Origin of the sequence: Adhaeribacter radiodurans (assembly GCF_014075995.1) — a bacterium.
Classification (GTDB): Bacteria; Bacteroidota; Bacteroidia; order Cytophagales; family Hymenobacteraceae; genus Adhaeribacter; species Adhaeribacter radiodurans.
The window spans coordinates 4,485,427-4,502,021 of sequence record NZ_CP055153.1; the positions used below are offsets into that span (position 1 = coordinate 4,485,427).

General features: G+C 40.9%; 15 protein-coding genes. 13 read left to right on the forward strand and 2 right to left on the reverse strand.

The features are described from left to right. Positions 1-30: 30 nt before the first annotated feature. On the reverse strand, positions 31-738 hold the full coding sequence (locus HUW48_RS17915) for a TVP38/TMEM64 family protein (RefSeq protein WP_182412241.1): 708 nt from the start codon (positions 736-738) through the stop codon (positions 31-33). A gap of 213 nt (positions 739-951) precedes the next feature. On the opposite strand from HUW48_RS17915, the gene HUW48_RS17920 reads away from it, so the two are divergent. The 10 genes from HUW48_RS17920 (at position 952) to HUW48_RS17960 (ending at position 11,721) form a co-directional block, all read left to right on the forward strand. Next, positions 952-2,054, forward strand: a protein-coding gene (locus tag HUW48_RS17920; protein ID WP_220463948.1) for an IS3 family transposase whose coding sequence is annotated in 2 segments (ribosomal slippage) — positions 952-1,213 and positions 1,213-2,054 — 1,104 coding nt in all. Because the reading frame shifts where the segments join, the coding sequence is not laid out codon by codon here. 212 nt (positions 2,055-2,266) lie between these two features. Then, entirely contained in the window at positions 2,267-3,406 is a 1,140-nt protein-coding gene (locus HUW48_RS17925) for a cystathionine gamma-synthase (protein ID WP_182412243.1), read from the forward strand. Positions 3,407-4,106: 700 nt separating this feature from the next. Then, positions 4,107-5,051: an acetyl-CoA carboxylase, carboxyltransferase subunit beta gene (gene accD, locus HUW48_RS17930; RefSeq protein ID WP_182412244.1), complete on the forward strand. Its 945-nt coding sequence runs from the start codon at positions 4,107-4,109 to the stop codon at positions 5,049-5,051. Positions 5,052-5,250: 199 nt separating this feature from the next. Beyond that, entirely contained in the window at positions 5,251-5,994 is a 744-nt protein-coding gene (locus tag HUW48_RS17935) for an OmpA family protein (protein WP_182412245.1), read from the forward strand. A 653-nt stretch (positions 5,995-6,647) separates the two neighbouring features. Beyond that, positions 6,648-7,073 carry a DUF2721 domain-containing protein gene (locus HUW48_RS17940; protein WP_182412246.1) on the forward strand — a complete coding sequence of 142 codons (426 nt, stop codon included), beginning with the start codon at positions 6,648-6,650 and terminating at the stop codon, positions 7,071-7,073. 55 nt (positions 7,074-7,128) lie between these two features. Continuing rightward, on the forward strand, positions 7,129-7,389 hold the full coding sequence (locus HUW48_RS26860) for an ABC transporter ATP-binding protein (RefSeq protein ID WP_220463949.1): 261 nt from the start codon (positions 7,129-7,131) through the stop codon (positions 7,387-7,389). 26 nt (positions 7,390-7,415) lie between these two features. Next, positions 7,416-7,706 (forward strand): ATP-binding cassette domain-containing protein, encoded by a 291-nt coding sequence (locus tag HUW48_RS26865; protein ID WP_220463950.1) that lies wholly within the window; start codon positions 7,416-7,418, stop codon positions 7,704-7,706. Positions 7,707-7,715: 9 nt separating this feature from the next. Continuing rightward, entirely contained in the window at positions 7,716-8,831 is a 1,116-nt protein-coding gene (locus HUW48_RS17950; protein WP_182412247.1) for a hypothetical protein, read from the forward strand. A 64-nt stretch (positions 8,832-8,895) separates the two neighbouring features. Then, a complete protein-coding gene (locus HUW48_RS17955) occupies positions 8,896-10,251 on the forward strand; it encodes a M23 family metallopeptidase (protein WP_182412248.1) in 1,356 nt (451 codons plus the stop codon). A gap of 258 nt (positions 10,252-10,509) precedes the next feature. Further along, on the forward strand, positions 10,510-11,721 hold the full coding sequence (locus HUW48_RS17960; protein WP_182412249.1) for an S-adenosylmethionine:tRNA ribosyltransferase-isomerase: 1,212 nt from the start codon (positions 10,510-10,512) through the stop codon (positions 11,719-11,721). A 241-nt stretch (positions 11,722-11,962) separates the two neighbouring features. Here HUW48_RS17960 and HUW48_RS17965 read toward each other — a convergent pair whose 3' ends face one another. Beyond that, positions 11,963-12,589 carry a hypothetical protein gene (locus HUW48_RS17965; RefSeq protein WP_182412250.1) on the reverse strand — a complete coding sequence of 209 codons (627 nt, stop codon included), beginning with the start codon at positions 12,587-12,589 and terminating at the stop codon, positions 11,963-11,965. A 692-nt stretch (positions 12,590-13,281) separates the two neighbouring features. Between HUW48_RS17965 and HUW48_RS17970 the strand changes: the two genes are divergently transcribed. Genes HUW48_RS17970 through HUW48_RS17980 form a run of 3 tightly spaced genes read left to right on the forward strand, consistent with a single transcriptional unit; the run spans position 13,282 to position 16,406 of the window. Then, on the forward strand, positions 13,282-14,112 hold the full coding sequence (locus HUW48_RS17970; RefSeq protein ID WP_182412251.1) for a prephenate dehydratase: 831 nt from the start codon (positions 13,282-13,284) through the stop codon (positions 14,110-14,112). Continuing rightward, on the forward strand, positions 14,113-15,288 hold the full coding sequence (locus HUW48_RS17975) for a pyridoxal phosphate-dependent aminotransferase (protein WP_182412252.1): 1,176 nt from the start codon (positions 14,113-14,115) through the stop codon (positions 15,286-15,288). It begins immediately after the preceding gene. Further along, the gene (locus HUW48_RS17980) at positions 15,285-16,406 is read left to right on the forward strand and encodes a chorismate mutase (protein WP_182412253.1); all 1,122 of its coding nucleotides are present in this window, start codon (positions 15,285-15,287) and stop codon (positions 16,404-16,406) included. Before HUW48_RS17975 ends, HUW48_RS17980 begins: the two co-directional genes overlap by 4 nt. Positions 16,407-16,595: the final 189 nt, after the last annotated feature.

Here is a 16,595-nt window from a genome sequence, read left to right on the forward strand (position 1 = left end):
TTCAAACGCAAGCTATCTGCCAAATTTTTATTAAATTTTTGCATCTACTCTTTTGCTAAGCGCTTTTTTAAGTGCCCGGTTAAACAGAACGTAGAGGCCAAACAAGGAAACCAAAACTAAGGTAATTATCAGAATCTGACCACCTTTACCTGTGTCGGGGTTTTGCAATAAGGCAATAATATCTTGCGCCTGCGTACCTAACCAAAAAAAGAATAAAGTGCGGGGCAACATCCCCACAATACTAGCCAGGAAGAACTTTTTCTTTTCTACTTTCATCATTGCCAGCACAAACGTCATCAAAGCAAAAGGAAGTACGGGAGAAATGCGGGTTAAAATAATTAAACTCCAGCTTTGATGTTTCAATTCCTCCATTACCGCAGCTGCTTTATCAAAATGGCTAATAAACCGAATGAGTTTACCATGATCGATAATCTGAGCCAGGCCGTACCCAATTAAGGAAGCTACCCCGTACGAAATAACTACTCCCGGAAAACCATTCCAGCCTAAATAAAAACCGGTTACCAAGGCTACAAACGTAGTAGGCGTTAAGGCAAAAGCCATTGTAAACGATACCACCATAAAATACAGCACCATTTGACCGAAAGTTAATTGCTGCAAAACAGCTTGGTATTGGTAGAGCAATACAGCTACGGTGGAGCTAATTAAAACAGGGCCAACAGCTAATAAAGCCATGACAACCAAGGTTCCCAGGTTTTTTTGAAAAAGTTGCTTTATCATTAAAAAGTTGCAGGTTGCAGGTTGCAAGTTACAGGTTACGCGTAAATAATGTTTCATTGAGGGACAAAACTTGCCCTTGTGTTTTTAAATTAACTTAGAATAACTATCTCTTGAAGATGATAAAGAAAGTAGGCTAAGAAACGTACTGTAAGTACCCCAAAAAATCGGACAGTTTGAAAGGAGACAGAAAATGGATACTTTAAAACTGAAAAGATGAAAAAGACAAGGATTACCGAGAGTCAGATTATCAAAGCACTGCAGGAAAATGAGTCGGGTCGGAAGACAGAAGACATTTGCCGGGAATTAGAAGTTAGCCGGTCTACCTTTTACCGGTGGAAGAGCCAATACGGCGGCATGGAAGCTTCGGATGTAAAGCGGCTCAAAGAGTTAGAAGAGGAGAATGCCCGATTAAAGAAAATGTATGCTGATTTAAGCTTGGATCACTCTATCCTGAAGGAGGTCATCACAAAAAAAGGTTGGGGCTCTGGCAGCAAAAGCAGTTGACTGCAGAAATCATCTCGGACTACGACTTACCCGTTGTCAGGGCCTGCCACTTAACTGGTCTGACCCGTTCTCAATTTTATTACAAGAGCTGTAAAGATGATTCCGAAGTGATTACCGCCTTGCAGGAGTTAGCTGCTGCTCATCCAGCTTATGGTTTTCGGAAGCTGTTAGCTTATCTGAAAAGAGCCGGTCAGCCGTGGAATCACAAACGGGTATACCGGATCTATAAACTGTTAAAGTTCAACAAAAAGAGAAAAGGAAAACGTAGGCTACCAACCCGAGTAAAGCAACCATTGCTGCAGCCGGTAGAGATTAACAGTAGCTGGAGCATGGATTTTATGAGTGATAGCTTAGCATCAGGTAATAAGTTTCGGACCTTGAATGTGCTAGATGATTGTAACCGGGAAGCACTGGTCATTGAGATAGCAACTTCAATTGCCGCCAAAAGAGTGATTCGCACTCTGGAGCAGCTGATTGACTGGCGCGGTAAGCCAACGGCCATCCGGGTAGATAATGGCCCGGAGTTTACTAGTGTTGATTTTACGAACTGGTGTAAAGAAAAAGAAATTAACATCCATTATATTCAGCCGGGTAAACCCATGCAGAATGGCTTTATCGAACGCTTTAACGGCAGTTATCGCCGGGAAATATTAGATGCTTATCTGTTTTTTGAACTGGCGGAAGTCCGGCAACTGACAGAAAATTGGCTAGAAGAATATAATACCCGTAGGCCGCATGAAGCTTTAGGAAATCTGACCCCAAGGGAATGGCTCTTGAAAAAAGAAGTGGAAATATGGAAAACTTATCCCTGAACTCAAAATCAGCCCACCAAGTTTACCACATTACCACTTCCTAGTAATAGTAATAATAATGAGAATGGTCTCATTCAAACTGTCCCAAAAATGGGGTACTTACATTGGCACTTTCGACTATAACTTGATTCCTGAATTGGGTAACTTGTAACTTCTTGCAACTTTTAATAAGCAAAACCTGTAACTTGCAACCTGTAACTTGCAACTTACTTATGAAATTCGGCACAAAAACGATACATGCAGGGGTATTCCCCGATCCAAGTACCGGCGCCATCATGACGCCCATTTATCAAACCTCTACCTACGTACAAAGATCGCCTGGCGACCATAAAGGTTATGAATATTCGCGTACCCACAACCCTACCCGTACGCAGTTACAAAATGCATTAGCGGCTCTGGAAAATGGTAAACATGGTTTGTGTTTTGCTTCTGGTATGGCCGCCATTGATGCTCTGATTAAATTATTTAGTCCCGGCGACGAAGTAATTGCTACCAACGATTTGTACGGCGGCAGCTACCGCATATTTACCAAGATATTTCAGAATTACGGCATCAAGTTTCATTTTATTTCCATGAGTGAGGCCGGCAATATTGAAAAGTACATAAACGAAAAAACCAGGTTAATCTGGGTAGAAACCCCAACCAATCCGCTATTAAATATTATTGATATTAAGGCGGCGGCTCAAATTGCCAAGAAACACAACATTTTACTGGGCGTGGATAATACCTTTGCTACTCCTTACCTGCAAACACCTCTGGATTTGGGAGCTGATTTAGTAATGCACTCGCTTACCAAGTACATGGGGGGGCACTCAGATGTAGTAATGGGCGCTTTAATTGTAAACGACGACGATCTGGCGCAACGTCTCACCTTTATTCAAAATGCGTCTGGTGGCACACCCGGTCCGCAAGATTGCTTTTTATTATTGCGCGGATTAAAAACCTTGCACGTACGCATGCAACGCCATTGCGAAAACGGACGGGCCGTGGCAGAATATTTAAAAAATCATCCTAAAGTTGAAAAAGTTTATTGGCCAGGGTTCGAAGATCATAATAATCACAATGTAGCCCGGCAGCAAATGCGCGACTTTGGCGGCATGATCTCGTTCGTACTAAAAGGCGATAACATGCAGGACGCTATCCAAACCTTAGAGAAATTTCATTATTTTGCTTTGGCCGAATCATTAGGAGGGGTAGAATCTTTGTGTGGGCATCCGGCCAGCATGACGCACGCTAGTATTCCGCGCGAAGAACGTTTAAAAGGTGGGCTGAGCGATTCCCTTATTCGACTAAGCGTGGGTATTGAAGATATTGAAGATTTACTTGCTGATTTAGAGCAGGCTCTAGCATAATTCTTTTTAAGTAGTTGTTGGTTGTTCGTTCTTAAGTTTAGTAAATTTTTACTGAGCAACAACTTACTATAAACAATAGTCTCAACTAATTTCGTCGAAGTACTTAACTTATCTTAAGATAATCTTAAAACGGCAAGAGATGCTTACTTAGCTACTCTTGCCGTTTTTATGATTAATAATGGTTAATGAGATCTTTTACAGACTAAAAATATTTAAACATCCAACTAAAAGTAAAATTAGGCAAGCAATTAAATTTGTCCCTCTAACAATAAATATTTTCCGCTACGGCAAAAAAGTAAAAGTCGTTCAACGGGAATAATTAAAATTGCCTTTTACCAGAATTTATTCATTCCAGCCATACACAAACAACTACTACCAACTTAAATTAGTAACATTTTACTTGCAACTATTTTATTTCTTATCGAGGGTAATCTGTTAGTAAGATAAACTTCAGATTGAAGTATAAAAATACTTCTACTAATTACGTAGTATGTTCTTCCATCCTATCTGTTACAACAATTCAGGAATGTTTTTTAACCGGAAAAATTAACTACTATATTTGCACACTATTTTCTGGTCTGCTTAGTTGCTAATTTAAGTTCTAACGTAAAACTAGAACTTATACTATTTTGCAGCCTTCGGTACAAACAAAAGAGATTGCATACGTAAAAAAGCACGTAAGTGCTGTTAATCTAAAAATATGACTTGGTTTAGAAGAGTAGAAAAAGGAATTGTAACTCCTACCGAAGAAAAGAAGGAAACTCCTGACGGTCTTTGGTATAAATGTCCGGAGTGTAAGAAAGTTATAAATACTACCGAGCATAAGGCTAATTTATATACGTGTAACAACTGTGGTTACCACGACCGCATTAACTCGGCGGAGTATTTTGAAATATTATTTGATGAAGGCAAATTCGAAGAGCTCGATCCTAATTTAACTTCTTCCGATCCGCTGGAATTTGTGGATACCCAACCTTATCCTAACCGTATTGCCGCCTCCCAAAAAAAGACCCATTTGAAAGATGCTGTCCGGACGGCGCATGGTAAACTGAATGGCCTGGACCTGGTAGTAGCTTGTATGGATTTTAGTTTTGTGGGTGGGTCGATGGGCTCGGTAGTAGGCGAAAAAATTGCCCGGGCTATTGATTATGCCCGCCAAAACCGGATTCCATTTCTTATGATATCTAAATCGGGCGGGGCCCGGATGATGGAAGCAGGTTATTCATTAATGCAGATGGCCAAAACTTCGGCTAAGTTAGCTTTACTCTCCGAGGCTAAAATCCCTTATATATCGCTGTTAACCGATCCTACCACGGGTGGCGTTACGGCTTCTTTTGCCATGCTCGGCGATTTTAACATAGCCGAACCCGGTGCCCTTATTGGTTTTGCCGGCCCACGCGTTATTAAAGAAACAATTGGCAAAGATTTACCAAAAGATTTTCAACGGGCCGAGTTTGTACTGGATCATGGCTTCCTCGATTTTATTGTGCACCGGAAAGAGCTGAAACAAAGGATAGCGGATTTGCTGCTGCTGCTTCGCCCAGAAAAAACTGATACTGCTCCGGAAGAAACAAGAGAAACATCAAAAGTAAACGGAGAAGAAATAGTAGATCAAGTAAAATTAAGTTCTGAAAAAACTTACTGATAACCTGCTACTTTGCTTTTCAATTCTTAATAGCCTTACGTTTTTACGCTTGTATTTTTACACAACTATGGCAGGTTGGCCTGACTTTTGCAACTAATAAAATATATAAAACTTTATATATTTTTAAAACCATTTTACGTAAAACGAGTAATAAAAGCGTACCGACGTATTAAAAGTGCAAATTCAAAAATTTAATTCTATGAAAATCTCAAAGTTATTTTTATCTGTTTTCTTATCTGTTTTAATACTTTTTTCTTCTTGTAAAACCTCCCAAACCGGGCGGGATTCAGGATCTCCGGACAGTGGTGGTCCTAGCCGGGCAGCCGGATCGAACAAGAAAATGAATAAAACAGCTAAAGGAGGTATTATTGGTGCTGGCGCCGGTGCTGTATTAGGCGGAGTTATAGGTAAATTAACCGGAAATACGGCAGCAGGTGCCATTATTGGGGCAGCAGTGGGTGGTTCTACCGGAGCCGTTATTGGTCGTCGTATGGATAAACAGGCTGAGGAATTACGCCGCGATATGGAGAACGCTAAAATTGAGCGGGTAGGCGAGGGTATTAAAATTACTTTTAACTCCGGAATTTTATTTGCCACCAACTCTGCTGAATTACAGCCCACTTCTAAAACCGATATCGAGAAATTAGCGGCTACTCTTAAGAAATACGGTGATACCAACGTGCTTATTCAAGGCCATACCGATAATACAGGTTCTGATGCAATTAACCAACCATTATCGGAAAGTCGGGCTAAAGCCGTTCAGGATTATATTTCTTCGTTAGGAGTAGAACCGAGCCGTTTAACTGCCGAAGGTTATGGTTCTAGCCAACCAGTTGCCGATAATACAACTGCAGCTGGTAAACAAGCCAACCGCCGGGTAGAAGTAGCAATTTTTGCTAACGAAAAATTAAAGAAAGCGGCTGAACGCGGCGATATCAAGTAATCTTAACCAATATTTTTAAAAGAAAAGCCACACTTACGTGTGGCTTTTTTATTTTCTGCTTTTCTTATTTAAATGGGTTTCCTATACTAAATTATATAGACGTGAATTAGTATAAAATCTGTGAAGGTGTTGGTTTAAAGTATTTTGATATATATACATGCCCGTTTGCCTCTATTCTTTGGATCCTTTTCAAGCCTCCAGCTGCTGCTGCTAACTTGTTGGATATTTCAAGTTTTGCCTCGTTGCCGGTAGGCCTCGTAAACCCCTCCCCCTGGGAGAAGCTAAAAACAGGGGAGGAGATGTAGCTATCCCTATTTTCTCCTTTTCTCGACTGTGTCTACGGAATGTGGCTTTACGCCACACCAGAACCTTAGAAGGCCCTCAGTAGCCAAACGAGGCCCGCCGGCCAGGAGGCAATCTTGAAAGTAGCAAACTAAATAGCACCGCAGCCTAGAGCCTTGGAAAGACTCCAAAGAACAACATCAAAGTCTACTATAGCAACTGCTTCTTACTATCTGACTTATTTATATCAAACCCAAAACAAAGGATACAAGGAGTTGCTTTTTAAAGCTGCTTACGTTTAGTAAAATTTAAATAAATTAGCTGCTCCTAAATTACTAGACTTACTACCTTTAGGCTTTATTCCGCTGCTTATGGAAATTACGCTTACTACCCCTGCCCTGCTGTTTCCGGCTATATCTATGTTGCTTTTGGCGTACACTAACCGGTTTATTGCCCTGGCCTCGCTCATCCGGAATTTGAAGGAGCAATATACCCGAACGCATAACTCTCTATTAGTCGGTCAGATCAGCAATTTACGGGAGCGTTTATTTTTAATCCGGAATATGCAGGCACTAGGTATTGCCAGTATGTTTTTATGTGTATTGTGCATGTTTGTATTGTTTTCTAAAAATCAGGCTGCCGGTAAGTACTTATTTGGCATTAGCCTGGTATTGTTACTGGCTTCACTGGCTTTATCTTTCCGGGAAATTCAAATATCCGTAAATGCGTTAAGGTTAGAACTAAGCGATCTGGAAAATCTGGAAGTCGAGCAAAAAACTTATCATCCTGTCCGCTAATTTAAAAGCTTAATTTTTTCGTAGTAAATATTTAATTTACTACGAAAAGGAACGCATGCTGCAAATCCGGAATCTGTTAAAAAAATACGGTGATACCGTTATTCTGGATATTCCGGATTTGCAATTGAATGTGGGTATTTACTGGATTAAAGGCGCGAATGGCGCAGGTAAAACTACTCTTTTTAAGGTTTTGGCGGGCTTACTACCTTACCAGGGACAAATTTACCTGCGGAGCGAAGCTGAACCCTTGTTCCCCACTTTTTTAACCGGACAGGAATTATTAAACTTGGTAGCGGCAGCAAAAAAACTACTCTAAATCAAGTAACTGAATTAGTAGAACGGTTGCAGTTGGGCAGTTTTTTATCGCAACCCATTGGCTCGTACTCGTCGGGTATGCTCAAGAAATTATCGGTTCTATTGGCTTTTTTGGGTAAACCAACACTTATCATTCTGGATGAACCCCTGATTACGTTAGATGCCGCGGCTATTACTACGGTTAATCAACTTATTCTGGAATATTATCAAAACCAAGAAATCAGCTTTTTACTTTCTTCGCATCAAAATTTTATCACCCACGATTTACCCGTAACCGCTACCCTATTGTTAGAAAATAAAAAGTTGTCGCTTCTTTAATTAAAGTTCATGCTAGCTATGCGACCTTTGCTGGCAATTTGGCGAAAAGTAATTATCAACCCTTTTTTTCAGGTCAATACCGGCTTTTTCTTTTTCTGGGTAATGCTACTGGTTGTATTTCAAAATCCGAGTAACCGTTTATTTACTGATCCATTTTTATCGTCGGTTATTCAAACTCCTGTGGATTTACTCGTTATTCTGGCAGCGCTGTTGTTATATTTTTTTAAATGTTACCAGTACGTTCGGGCTAAACTCGCTCTGCCCGAGCACGATTTTTTGTTTATTGTTTCGTTATTACCTCCCCAAAAAGTTGGGTTAAGCTGGTTGCTGGTTTTTGGTAGTTTGTATGCGCCGGCATTGTTTTATTTAAGCTTATTAACCAGGTCGGCTTTAAAATTGAGTATTAATTTTATCAGCTTTGGTTTACCCGGTTTTAGCTTGTTACTAGCCATCTTTTTTGCCGCTTATTTTACTTTTTTCCACCGTCAATTAAAAACGGACAAATCGTATAAGTTTGGGTTCCCTTTTAGGTTATTTCCAGCATACAACCATTACAGTTTTATTTTTAGTAAATATATCTGGCACGAAGCCAAGGGTTTATTCCTGCTTTCGAAAGTATTTTTGCTAACCGCTATCTGGGCTTTTTTGAAGGTATATCCGCCTGCCGAATATGGCCTTCGACCCGCTGCTTTTGGCTTTTTAATGGGCTTGCTGGGTCATTGTTTACTCGTCTTCCGTACGCATGTATTCGAAGAAGAACGCCTCTTACTTTTGCGCCAATTACCCTTGCATACCCAGCAACGTATTTTACTTCTGTTACTTGCGTATGGCTTTACTCTCTTGCCCGAGTTACTATTTTTACTTTCCTACCTTCAAGTTCACTTTCCGATATGGGGAATATTTACTTTTTACATTTTTGGTTGTAGCTTTTTACTGCTGCTGCACACATTTCTATACCGGCCAATAACCCAGGATAAATACTACCGGCAAATTTTCTTTTTGTTTATTAGCTTACTGTTTATGATTTTGTTTTCTGTACCCCTTTGGTTACTCGCTGTTTTAAGTATGGGTTTGAATATTAGCTTGCTCCACCGCCATTATTACCGTTTCGAAGCTACCTGGTAACCCAAATTTACCCGCACTTTTTTGTGTACTTTACCGTTATAGGAAATGTATTTTTTAAACAGCAATGAAGAATCAAATAACTATAACGAGAGTATGTTATATTCTCAGCTTTACTTTATTGACGGGTATGGCCGTTTCGTGCGGCGGCAAGCCTACCATCAAAGCCTTGTTAGGCAAGCAAACCCCTTACGAGAAATACGTGCAATCCTTACGGCTAGCGAAACTGCATCAGTCGGGTTTAGGTATGGATTGGTTAGAGGCGGGTACTAGAGTTTTACAAGATTCCTTGTTACTGCCCATACCTTTTGAAGAGACCGGTTATTTCCGGGCAGAAAAGCCTACTGCTTTTAGTTATAATTTTAAAGCCCGGCAAGGGGAATCTATCCGGATTGCGGCGCAAACCAAATCCCGCGAAGAAGTAAAATTATTTCTGGATTTATTTGAAGTAGAAAACGGTTATCCGCGCAAAGTAAGACACCTGGAATCGGCGGATACTACTTCTTTACAAATAAATTTCCGGGTAAAAGAAGATTTAACTTACCTGGTGCGCTTACAACCCGAACTCTTACGCAGCGGCAGCTACACCATTTCTATTAGCAGCCAACCTTCTTTAGGTTTTCCGGTGCAAGGCAAAGGCAACAGTGCCATTCAAAGTGTGTGGGGCCAGGTGCGCGATAACGGAGCTCGCCGCCACGAAGGAATTGATATTTTTGCTTCTCGTGGCACCCCCGCCATTGCGGCTACTAAAGGTACCATTACCCGGGTAGATGAAACTCCTATTGGGGGCAAAGTAGTATGGTTATCTGATGATGCAGCCAACCAACATATATATTACGCGCACTTAGATACGCAATTGGTTCAGGCGGGACAACAGGTAGTACCCGGACAGGTTTTGGGTTTAGTAGGCAATACCGGAAATGCCCGTACCACTTCGCCCCATTTACACTTTGGAATATACCGGTTCGGGCACGGGGCAGTAGACCCTTACCCTTTTGTGTATACGCCTACTCAAAAAGCGGTACCCTTACAGGTAAATACCACTCAGCTTGGCAAATGGGCCCGCACCAGTAAAAAAGAAGTGAATATGCGGTTATCGCCCGATAAAAAGGCCGTATTAGTTACTACTCTAGATCAGAATACTGCTTTACAAATTGTAGGTGGCACGGCTAATTGGTATCGGGTTCAATTGCCTACCGGCTTAGAGGGATACATTCAAGCTAACTTTATCGAATCACTGCAAAAACCATTGAGGAATTTAAAAATTTCAGCTAACACGGAAGTTTTAGAAGAACCTCTTGCTAACGGCACTCCCATTGATCAAATTAAAGCAAATAGCGATGTAACTGTTTTGGCCAATTACAGCCAATATCTGCTCATTAAAACCGAAGATGGTACTTTAGGTTGGTTACAGGTCAGCTAAAAAGTAAACTTTGCAGCAGTGCTTTCTACCAGAAAACTAAGAAACTCTAAAGGGAATAAGAATCAACTCTTGTTCCTTTTAGAGTTTTGTTGCTTTATTACTAGCATCCAGCATAAAACTTTTACAAACGTAGCGTCTAAATAGTAAAACTAATCTTAGCTAAATCAATCATTTACTAAAATACTTGCAGAACTAGATTCCTGGAAGAGTTTATTTAGTTTTGCGCCCGAATTTACTATTTCCTATGTGCTTATATCCATGACGGAAAACCCAAAAGACTTAACCATTCAGGACTTCCGGTATTCTCTACCCGACGCAGCTGTTGCCCAGTATCCCTTAGCTAACCGCGACGAATCCAAGTTGTTATTTTACCAGCAAGGCACTGTATCTGATCATACTTTCCGGGTAATTCCGGACTTGCTGCCTTCTGGTTCTTTGTTAGTTTTTAATGATACCAAAGTAGTACAGGCCCGGCTTTTATTCACCAAACCAACCGGTGGCACTATTGAAATCTTCTGTCTGGAACCGGTAGCACCGCACACCGAAATGCAGCAAGCCATGCAGCAAACGGGCTCTTGTACCTGGCAATGTCTGGTGGGTAACGCCAAACGCTGGAAGTCAGGCACATTGCAGCTTGTTTTACCCCAACTTAAGTTGGAGGCAGAGTTACAAGAAAGGGTAGCTGATGCGTATTTAATTAAATTTAGTTGGCAGCCGCAAGAATTAACTTTTGCCGAAGTTTTAGAAAAAGCCGGAAGAATACCTTTACCTCCTTACTTAAACCGGGCTGCCGATGAAACCGATATCAGCCGGTATCAGACTGTTTACGCAGCCGCTGCCGGCGCAGTAGCTGCTCCTACGGCTGGATTGCATTTCACGGAAAAAGTTTTAGCAGAACTTAGTCAACGCTTGATTTCCCAGGCAAAAGTAACTTTACACGTAGGTGCAGGAACATTTAAACCGGTTAAAGCTCCCTCTATGGCCGACCACCAAATGCACGCCGAAGAAATTTACGTTTCCTTAGAAACAATTCGCCAGATACAAGCACATCTGTCCAAGCCCGTTATTCCGGTAGGTACTACCTCCCTACGTACCCTCGAAAGTTTATACTGGTTAGGTGTGCTGGTTTCGCAAAACCCTAAAATTAGTAATTTACACGTGCCACAATGGCTTCCCTACGAAGCTAGCGCGGCTCTCCCCACTCCTACTCTAGCTTTACAAGCTTTAGCAGATTATTTAACAAAAAACCAACACGATTATTTGCGGGCTACTACGCAACTCTTAATTGCACCGGGTTATTCTTTTAAAATTTGTGCCGGATTGATTACTAATTTTCACCAACCGGAAAGTACTCTTTTGTTATTAGTTTCGGCTCTGATCGGAAACCAATGGCGAACCGTGTACGAGCACGCGCTAAAGAAACAATACCGGTTTTTAAGTTACGGCGATAGTTCTTTACTGCTTCCTTAAATTCATTTATAAATCTGGTAACTATTCAAAGCTTATTTTTAATAAACAAACTCCGATGGAATAAAATAATAGAAGTAAAAGAAAGCAAATAAAGAAATTGCCTTTTCGCCGAACAGTAAAGTAATTATTATGGGAAATAATAAAGGGGCGCGGTTATTACATTCCGGTAAATAAAAAAGCAGCTTAAGTTATGTATCCTAAGCTGCTTTAATGGAAAATATAAATCTCAAATGTTGATTTCTTACCTTCTGCTTCGCTGTTCGCCTTTACCGGTTGTAGTAGCCAGGTAGTCGTTTAAGTTAAAATCAATTTGCATCTGCAATTTACCGTCACTTTCTACCAGGTAACTAAAGGTAGAGCGGTCGCTGCTAAAAGCTAAGGTCCAGACACTGGGTGAAGTTAAACTCATTAAATTTTTGGTATAGGTATCGGCTGGGAAAAACTGCATAAAAGCTGTTCCGTTGTCTTGCGTATGCCCACCGTACAAATTAATTTCGTTAGAACGGCCATCTTCTTTTTTATTTTCATGCTTCAGCAGAAATCCGGCGGGTGTACGCTCTAGAATTAAAGTACGGTATATTTTACCTCCAATGTAAATCGGAATGCGCATTTCATTTTTAGTGCAACTACTTACTGCCATCGCAATTTCCTGCCCTACAAAAGGGACATATTTGCCTTCGGGGTAGATTGTTTGGCCCTGCATCATTTTACCCTGTAAGCTTTCCAGCGATTGGTAAAAAACTTCTTTAGCGGGTACTAACTCACTTTGTGCAATAGGTGCGCGGGTGCAACTAGTATTAGTAAAAATAATGAAGGAAGCATAAAGAACTCCAGCCATTAAACCACGAAATATTTTCGAAACATACATACGGTTAAAGAAAATAGCGATTAAATGTTGAAGTAAAAGAAGGTGGCGTAAGTAATAGAATGCGTAAAGTTCTTTTCATACACAGTTGTTTGGGCAATAGCTTAAAAACAATATTTCACCAATTAATACTTAATTAAATAGTATCTGTAAAATTAGAATAAACATGTCAACATATTTTAGAAAAATAGATTAAAACCTTATTCTAATTACTTGTAGCAAATATATTTCAAGTACCACCTACTTCAAAATATAAATTTCCTTAGATCGTATTAAAAATACATTATATTTAATAAGATCATAATAGTACAATAACAAACTGCTAATTATTATAATCTAACTATTTTTCTGATTTGCTTTCAATGGACGGATTTTCACCGAAGAAGAATGTATTTGCTCAGATAAGCGAGCTTTAAACATTAGGCTAATGATAAAAGCAAAGCCTCCGGGGTTTTAATGAGGCAGGGAAAATAGAATAAAAAATAATTTTTTTCGAGAAAGTTTTGCTTCTTAAAAATTCGTTCTTTAATATTGAGCCATCAAATAAATGAAAATGAAGCGAATAACTAACGCATACTTTTTTTACTATTACTTTTTTAGTACCTCTCAGGGGTCTTAAGAGAATAGTATTGCGTTTAGATTAACAAAATATAAAACTCCAAAGCCCCGAAAATTCGGGGCTTTTTTTTTAACTTATGAGTACTTTAAAAATAGCGATTCAAGGTGGTCCGGCTTCTTTCCACGATGTAGTAGCCCAGCAATATTTTGTTGGTAAAACTACCGAGATTGTTCCGTGTATGACTTTTCAACGGGTTTGTGCCGCCGTAAAAAATCGTGATGCAGATTTCGGCGTGATGGCCATTGAAAATGCGCTGGCTGGCAGCATTCTGGGAAACTATTCGTTGCTGCAAGATTACCCAGTTTCTATTATCGGCGAAGCGTATTTACCCATTGAGCAAAATCTTCTGGCCTTACCGGGTCAGTCATTGTCGGATATAAAATTAGTACGTTCGCACCCAATGGCCTTATTGCAATGCACTAACTTCCTGGAAGAAAATCCGCATATTCAGGCATTAGAATCGGCAGATACGGCCGAAAGTGCCCGGGAAATCCGGGAAAATAACTTGGTGGGTGTAGGCGCTATTGCCAGCAAATTAGCCGCCGAACGCTATCAACTGGAAATTGTAGAAGAACGCGTAGAGAATTACAAAGAGAACTATACCCGTTTCATGATTATTTCGCGGAAGCCGCTCGCCGACAAAAGCCAGGCTAACAAGGCATCCGTTATTTTCACTTTGCATCACCGCGCTGGCGAGTTAGCTAAAATATTAGATGTTTTCCGGGATTTGAATATTAATCTTTCGCTCATTCAATCCATTCCGATTCTAAGTCAACCAACCGAATTTGCCATTTTATTGGATCTGGAATGGGAGGATTACTCTACTTTTGAAGAATCCATAAGCTTAGTTACGCCGCTTATCGTGGAAATGAAAATTTTGGGTATTTACCAAAGAGGAAAAAGATAAATGATTATTGCCAAAGCAAACCGGCTGAACGAAGTACAGGAATATTATTTCGCCCGTAAACTGGCGGAAGTACGTGCTTTAATGGCCCAAAGCAAAAAAATAATTAACCTGGGCATTGGTGATCCGGATTTACCAGCTTCGGAAAACACCGTGCAGGCGCTTACGGCATCGGCCCAACTGCCTAATAGCCACGGTTACCAACCATATCGTTCCATTCCGGCGCTTCGTACCGCCATGGCCGATTGGTATGCTCAAACCTACGACGTAAAGCTAAATCCGGAAACTGAAGTTTTGCCTTTGTTGGGTTCTAAAGAAGGCGTATTTCATACATCACTGGCGTTTTTAAATTCGGGCGATAAAGTGTTAGTACCCAACCCAGGCTATCCGGCCTACGCCGCGGTTACTAAATTGGTAGGTGCCGAACCGGTTTATTTTGATTTAACTGCCGAAAACAACTGGCTGCCTGATTTAGAAAAATTGAGCCGGCAAGATTTAAGCAATGTGAAATTAATGTGGTTAAATTACCCGAATATGCCTACCGGGGCTTTAGCTACTGAAGCTGACTTCGCAAAAATCATTGATTTTGCCTGTCAGCATCAAATATTAATCGTTCACGACAATCCGTATAGTTTGGTACTTAACACCAAACCACCAGTAAGTATTTTACACGTATCCGGTGCAATGGATTGTTGTCTGGAACTTAACTCGTTAAGCAAATCGTTTAATATGGCCGGTTGGCGGGTAGGTATGGTTCTAGGTCAGAAAGATTACATAGATGCAATAATTGCGGTAAAAAGCAATCTGGATTCCGGTATGTTTTTACCGGTGCAGCAAGCCGCCATTGAAGCTTTACAAAACCCGGATTCGTGGCACGTCGAACGCAATGCAGTGTATGCGCGCCGGCGGGAATTAATTTACCAGTTATTAGATTTATTAGGCTGCCAATATTCTACCGAAGCTACCGGTATGTTTGTCTGGGCGCGGGTGCCCGACGACATCAGCGATGTAGAAGCCTTTTTAGATACAATACTCTACGAAGCCCACGTGTTTTTAACACCAGGCAAAATATTTGGGTCAAACGGTGAGCGTTACGTGCGTGTATCGGTTTGTGCCCCCGAAGAAAGTATAACCCAAGCAATTCAAAATATTCACCACTTTTTAACTATTACAAAATGAGCCCAAAACCTCAAATCGATGTCCTAACCGAATCTGCTTTGATCAATGCAGACGGCTCTCCGCTTATTATTGCTGGCCCTTGCAGCGCTGAGTCGGAGGAACAAGTAATGGCTACTGCCCACGGTATTAAACAAATTCCGGGAGTAAATATTTACCGGGCCGGTATCTGGAAACCCCGTACTCGTCCTAATTCTTTTGAAGGTGTGGGTGTACCCGGCTTAAAATGGTTAAAAAGAGTAAAAGCCGAAACCGGCCTGCGGGTTGCTACCGAAGTAGCCAATGCCATGCACGTATACGAATCGTTAAAAGCGGGTATTGATGTTATGTGGATAGGTGCCCGTACTACGGTTAACCCTTTTACAGTACAAGAAATTGCCGATGCTTTGCGCGGAACCGATATTCCGGTATTAGTTAAAAACCCGGTTAACCCTGATTTACAATTATGGATTGGTGCCATTGAGCGTTTAAACCAGGCTGGTTTGCGTCAGATTGGAGCCATTCACCGCGGTTTTTCTACTTTTGATAATGCGCCTTACCGCAACTTACCAAAATGGAACAGCGCCATTGAGTTCAAGCGTTTATTACCCGAAATTCCATTAATCTGCGACCCGAGCCACATTGCCGGTAACCGCGAATTATTATTGCCAGTTGCCCAAAAAGCAATGGACTTAGCTATGGATGGTTTAATGATTGAAACCCACATTGATCCATCCGTAGCGTTGAGCGATGCCGCCCAGCAGGTAACTCCGGAAAACTTAGGTAAAATGCTAGCCAGCATCCGTTTCCGGAAACCAGAAGGCGAAGAACTAGCCGAAGACGATCACCACTTACTCGAAGAAATGCGGAAGCAAATTGATGAGTTAGACGACGAAATGGTAGAAGTGTTTGCCCGTCGTGCCCGTTTATCGCGTAAAATTGGCGAGTACAAAAAAGCGCATAACATGACTATTTACCAGGTTAAACGTTGGGATCAAATTATTGCTGATCGCCTGGAGCATGCGCGTAAAAATGGATTAGACGAGCAGTTTATGAAATCTGTTCTGCAAAGCATTCACCAGTATTCTATTAACATCCAAAACGATGTTTTAAATAAAAAAGAGCACGAAGCAAAAGCTTAAGCTATTTAATTCTCATAAAAACAAAAACGGCCGCTTAGTAAAAGTGGCCGTTTTTGTTTTTAGCGTTCTTTCTAAATTTTGATAAACAAGTGCTTTTCAGCTTTTTTGATTAAAGTAATATTCCGGCTCCCCTCTTAAGATTAGGAGGGGCAGGGGTGGTTGACTGCATCTCCTTGTCTTTTCTTTGGA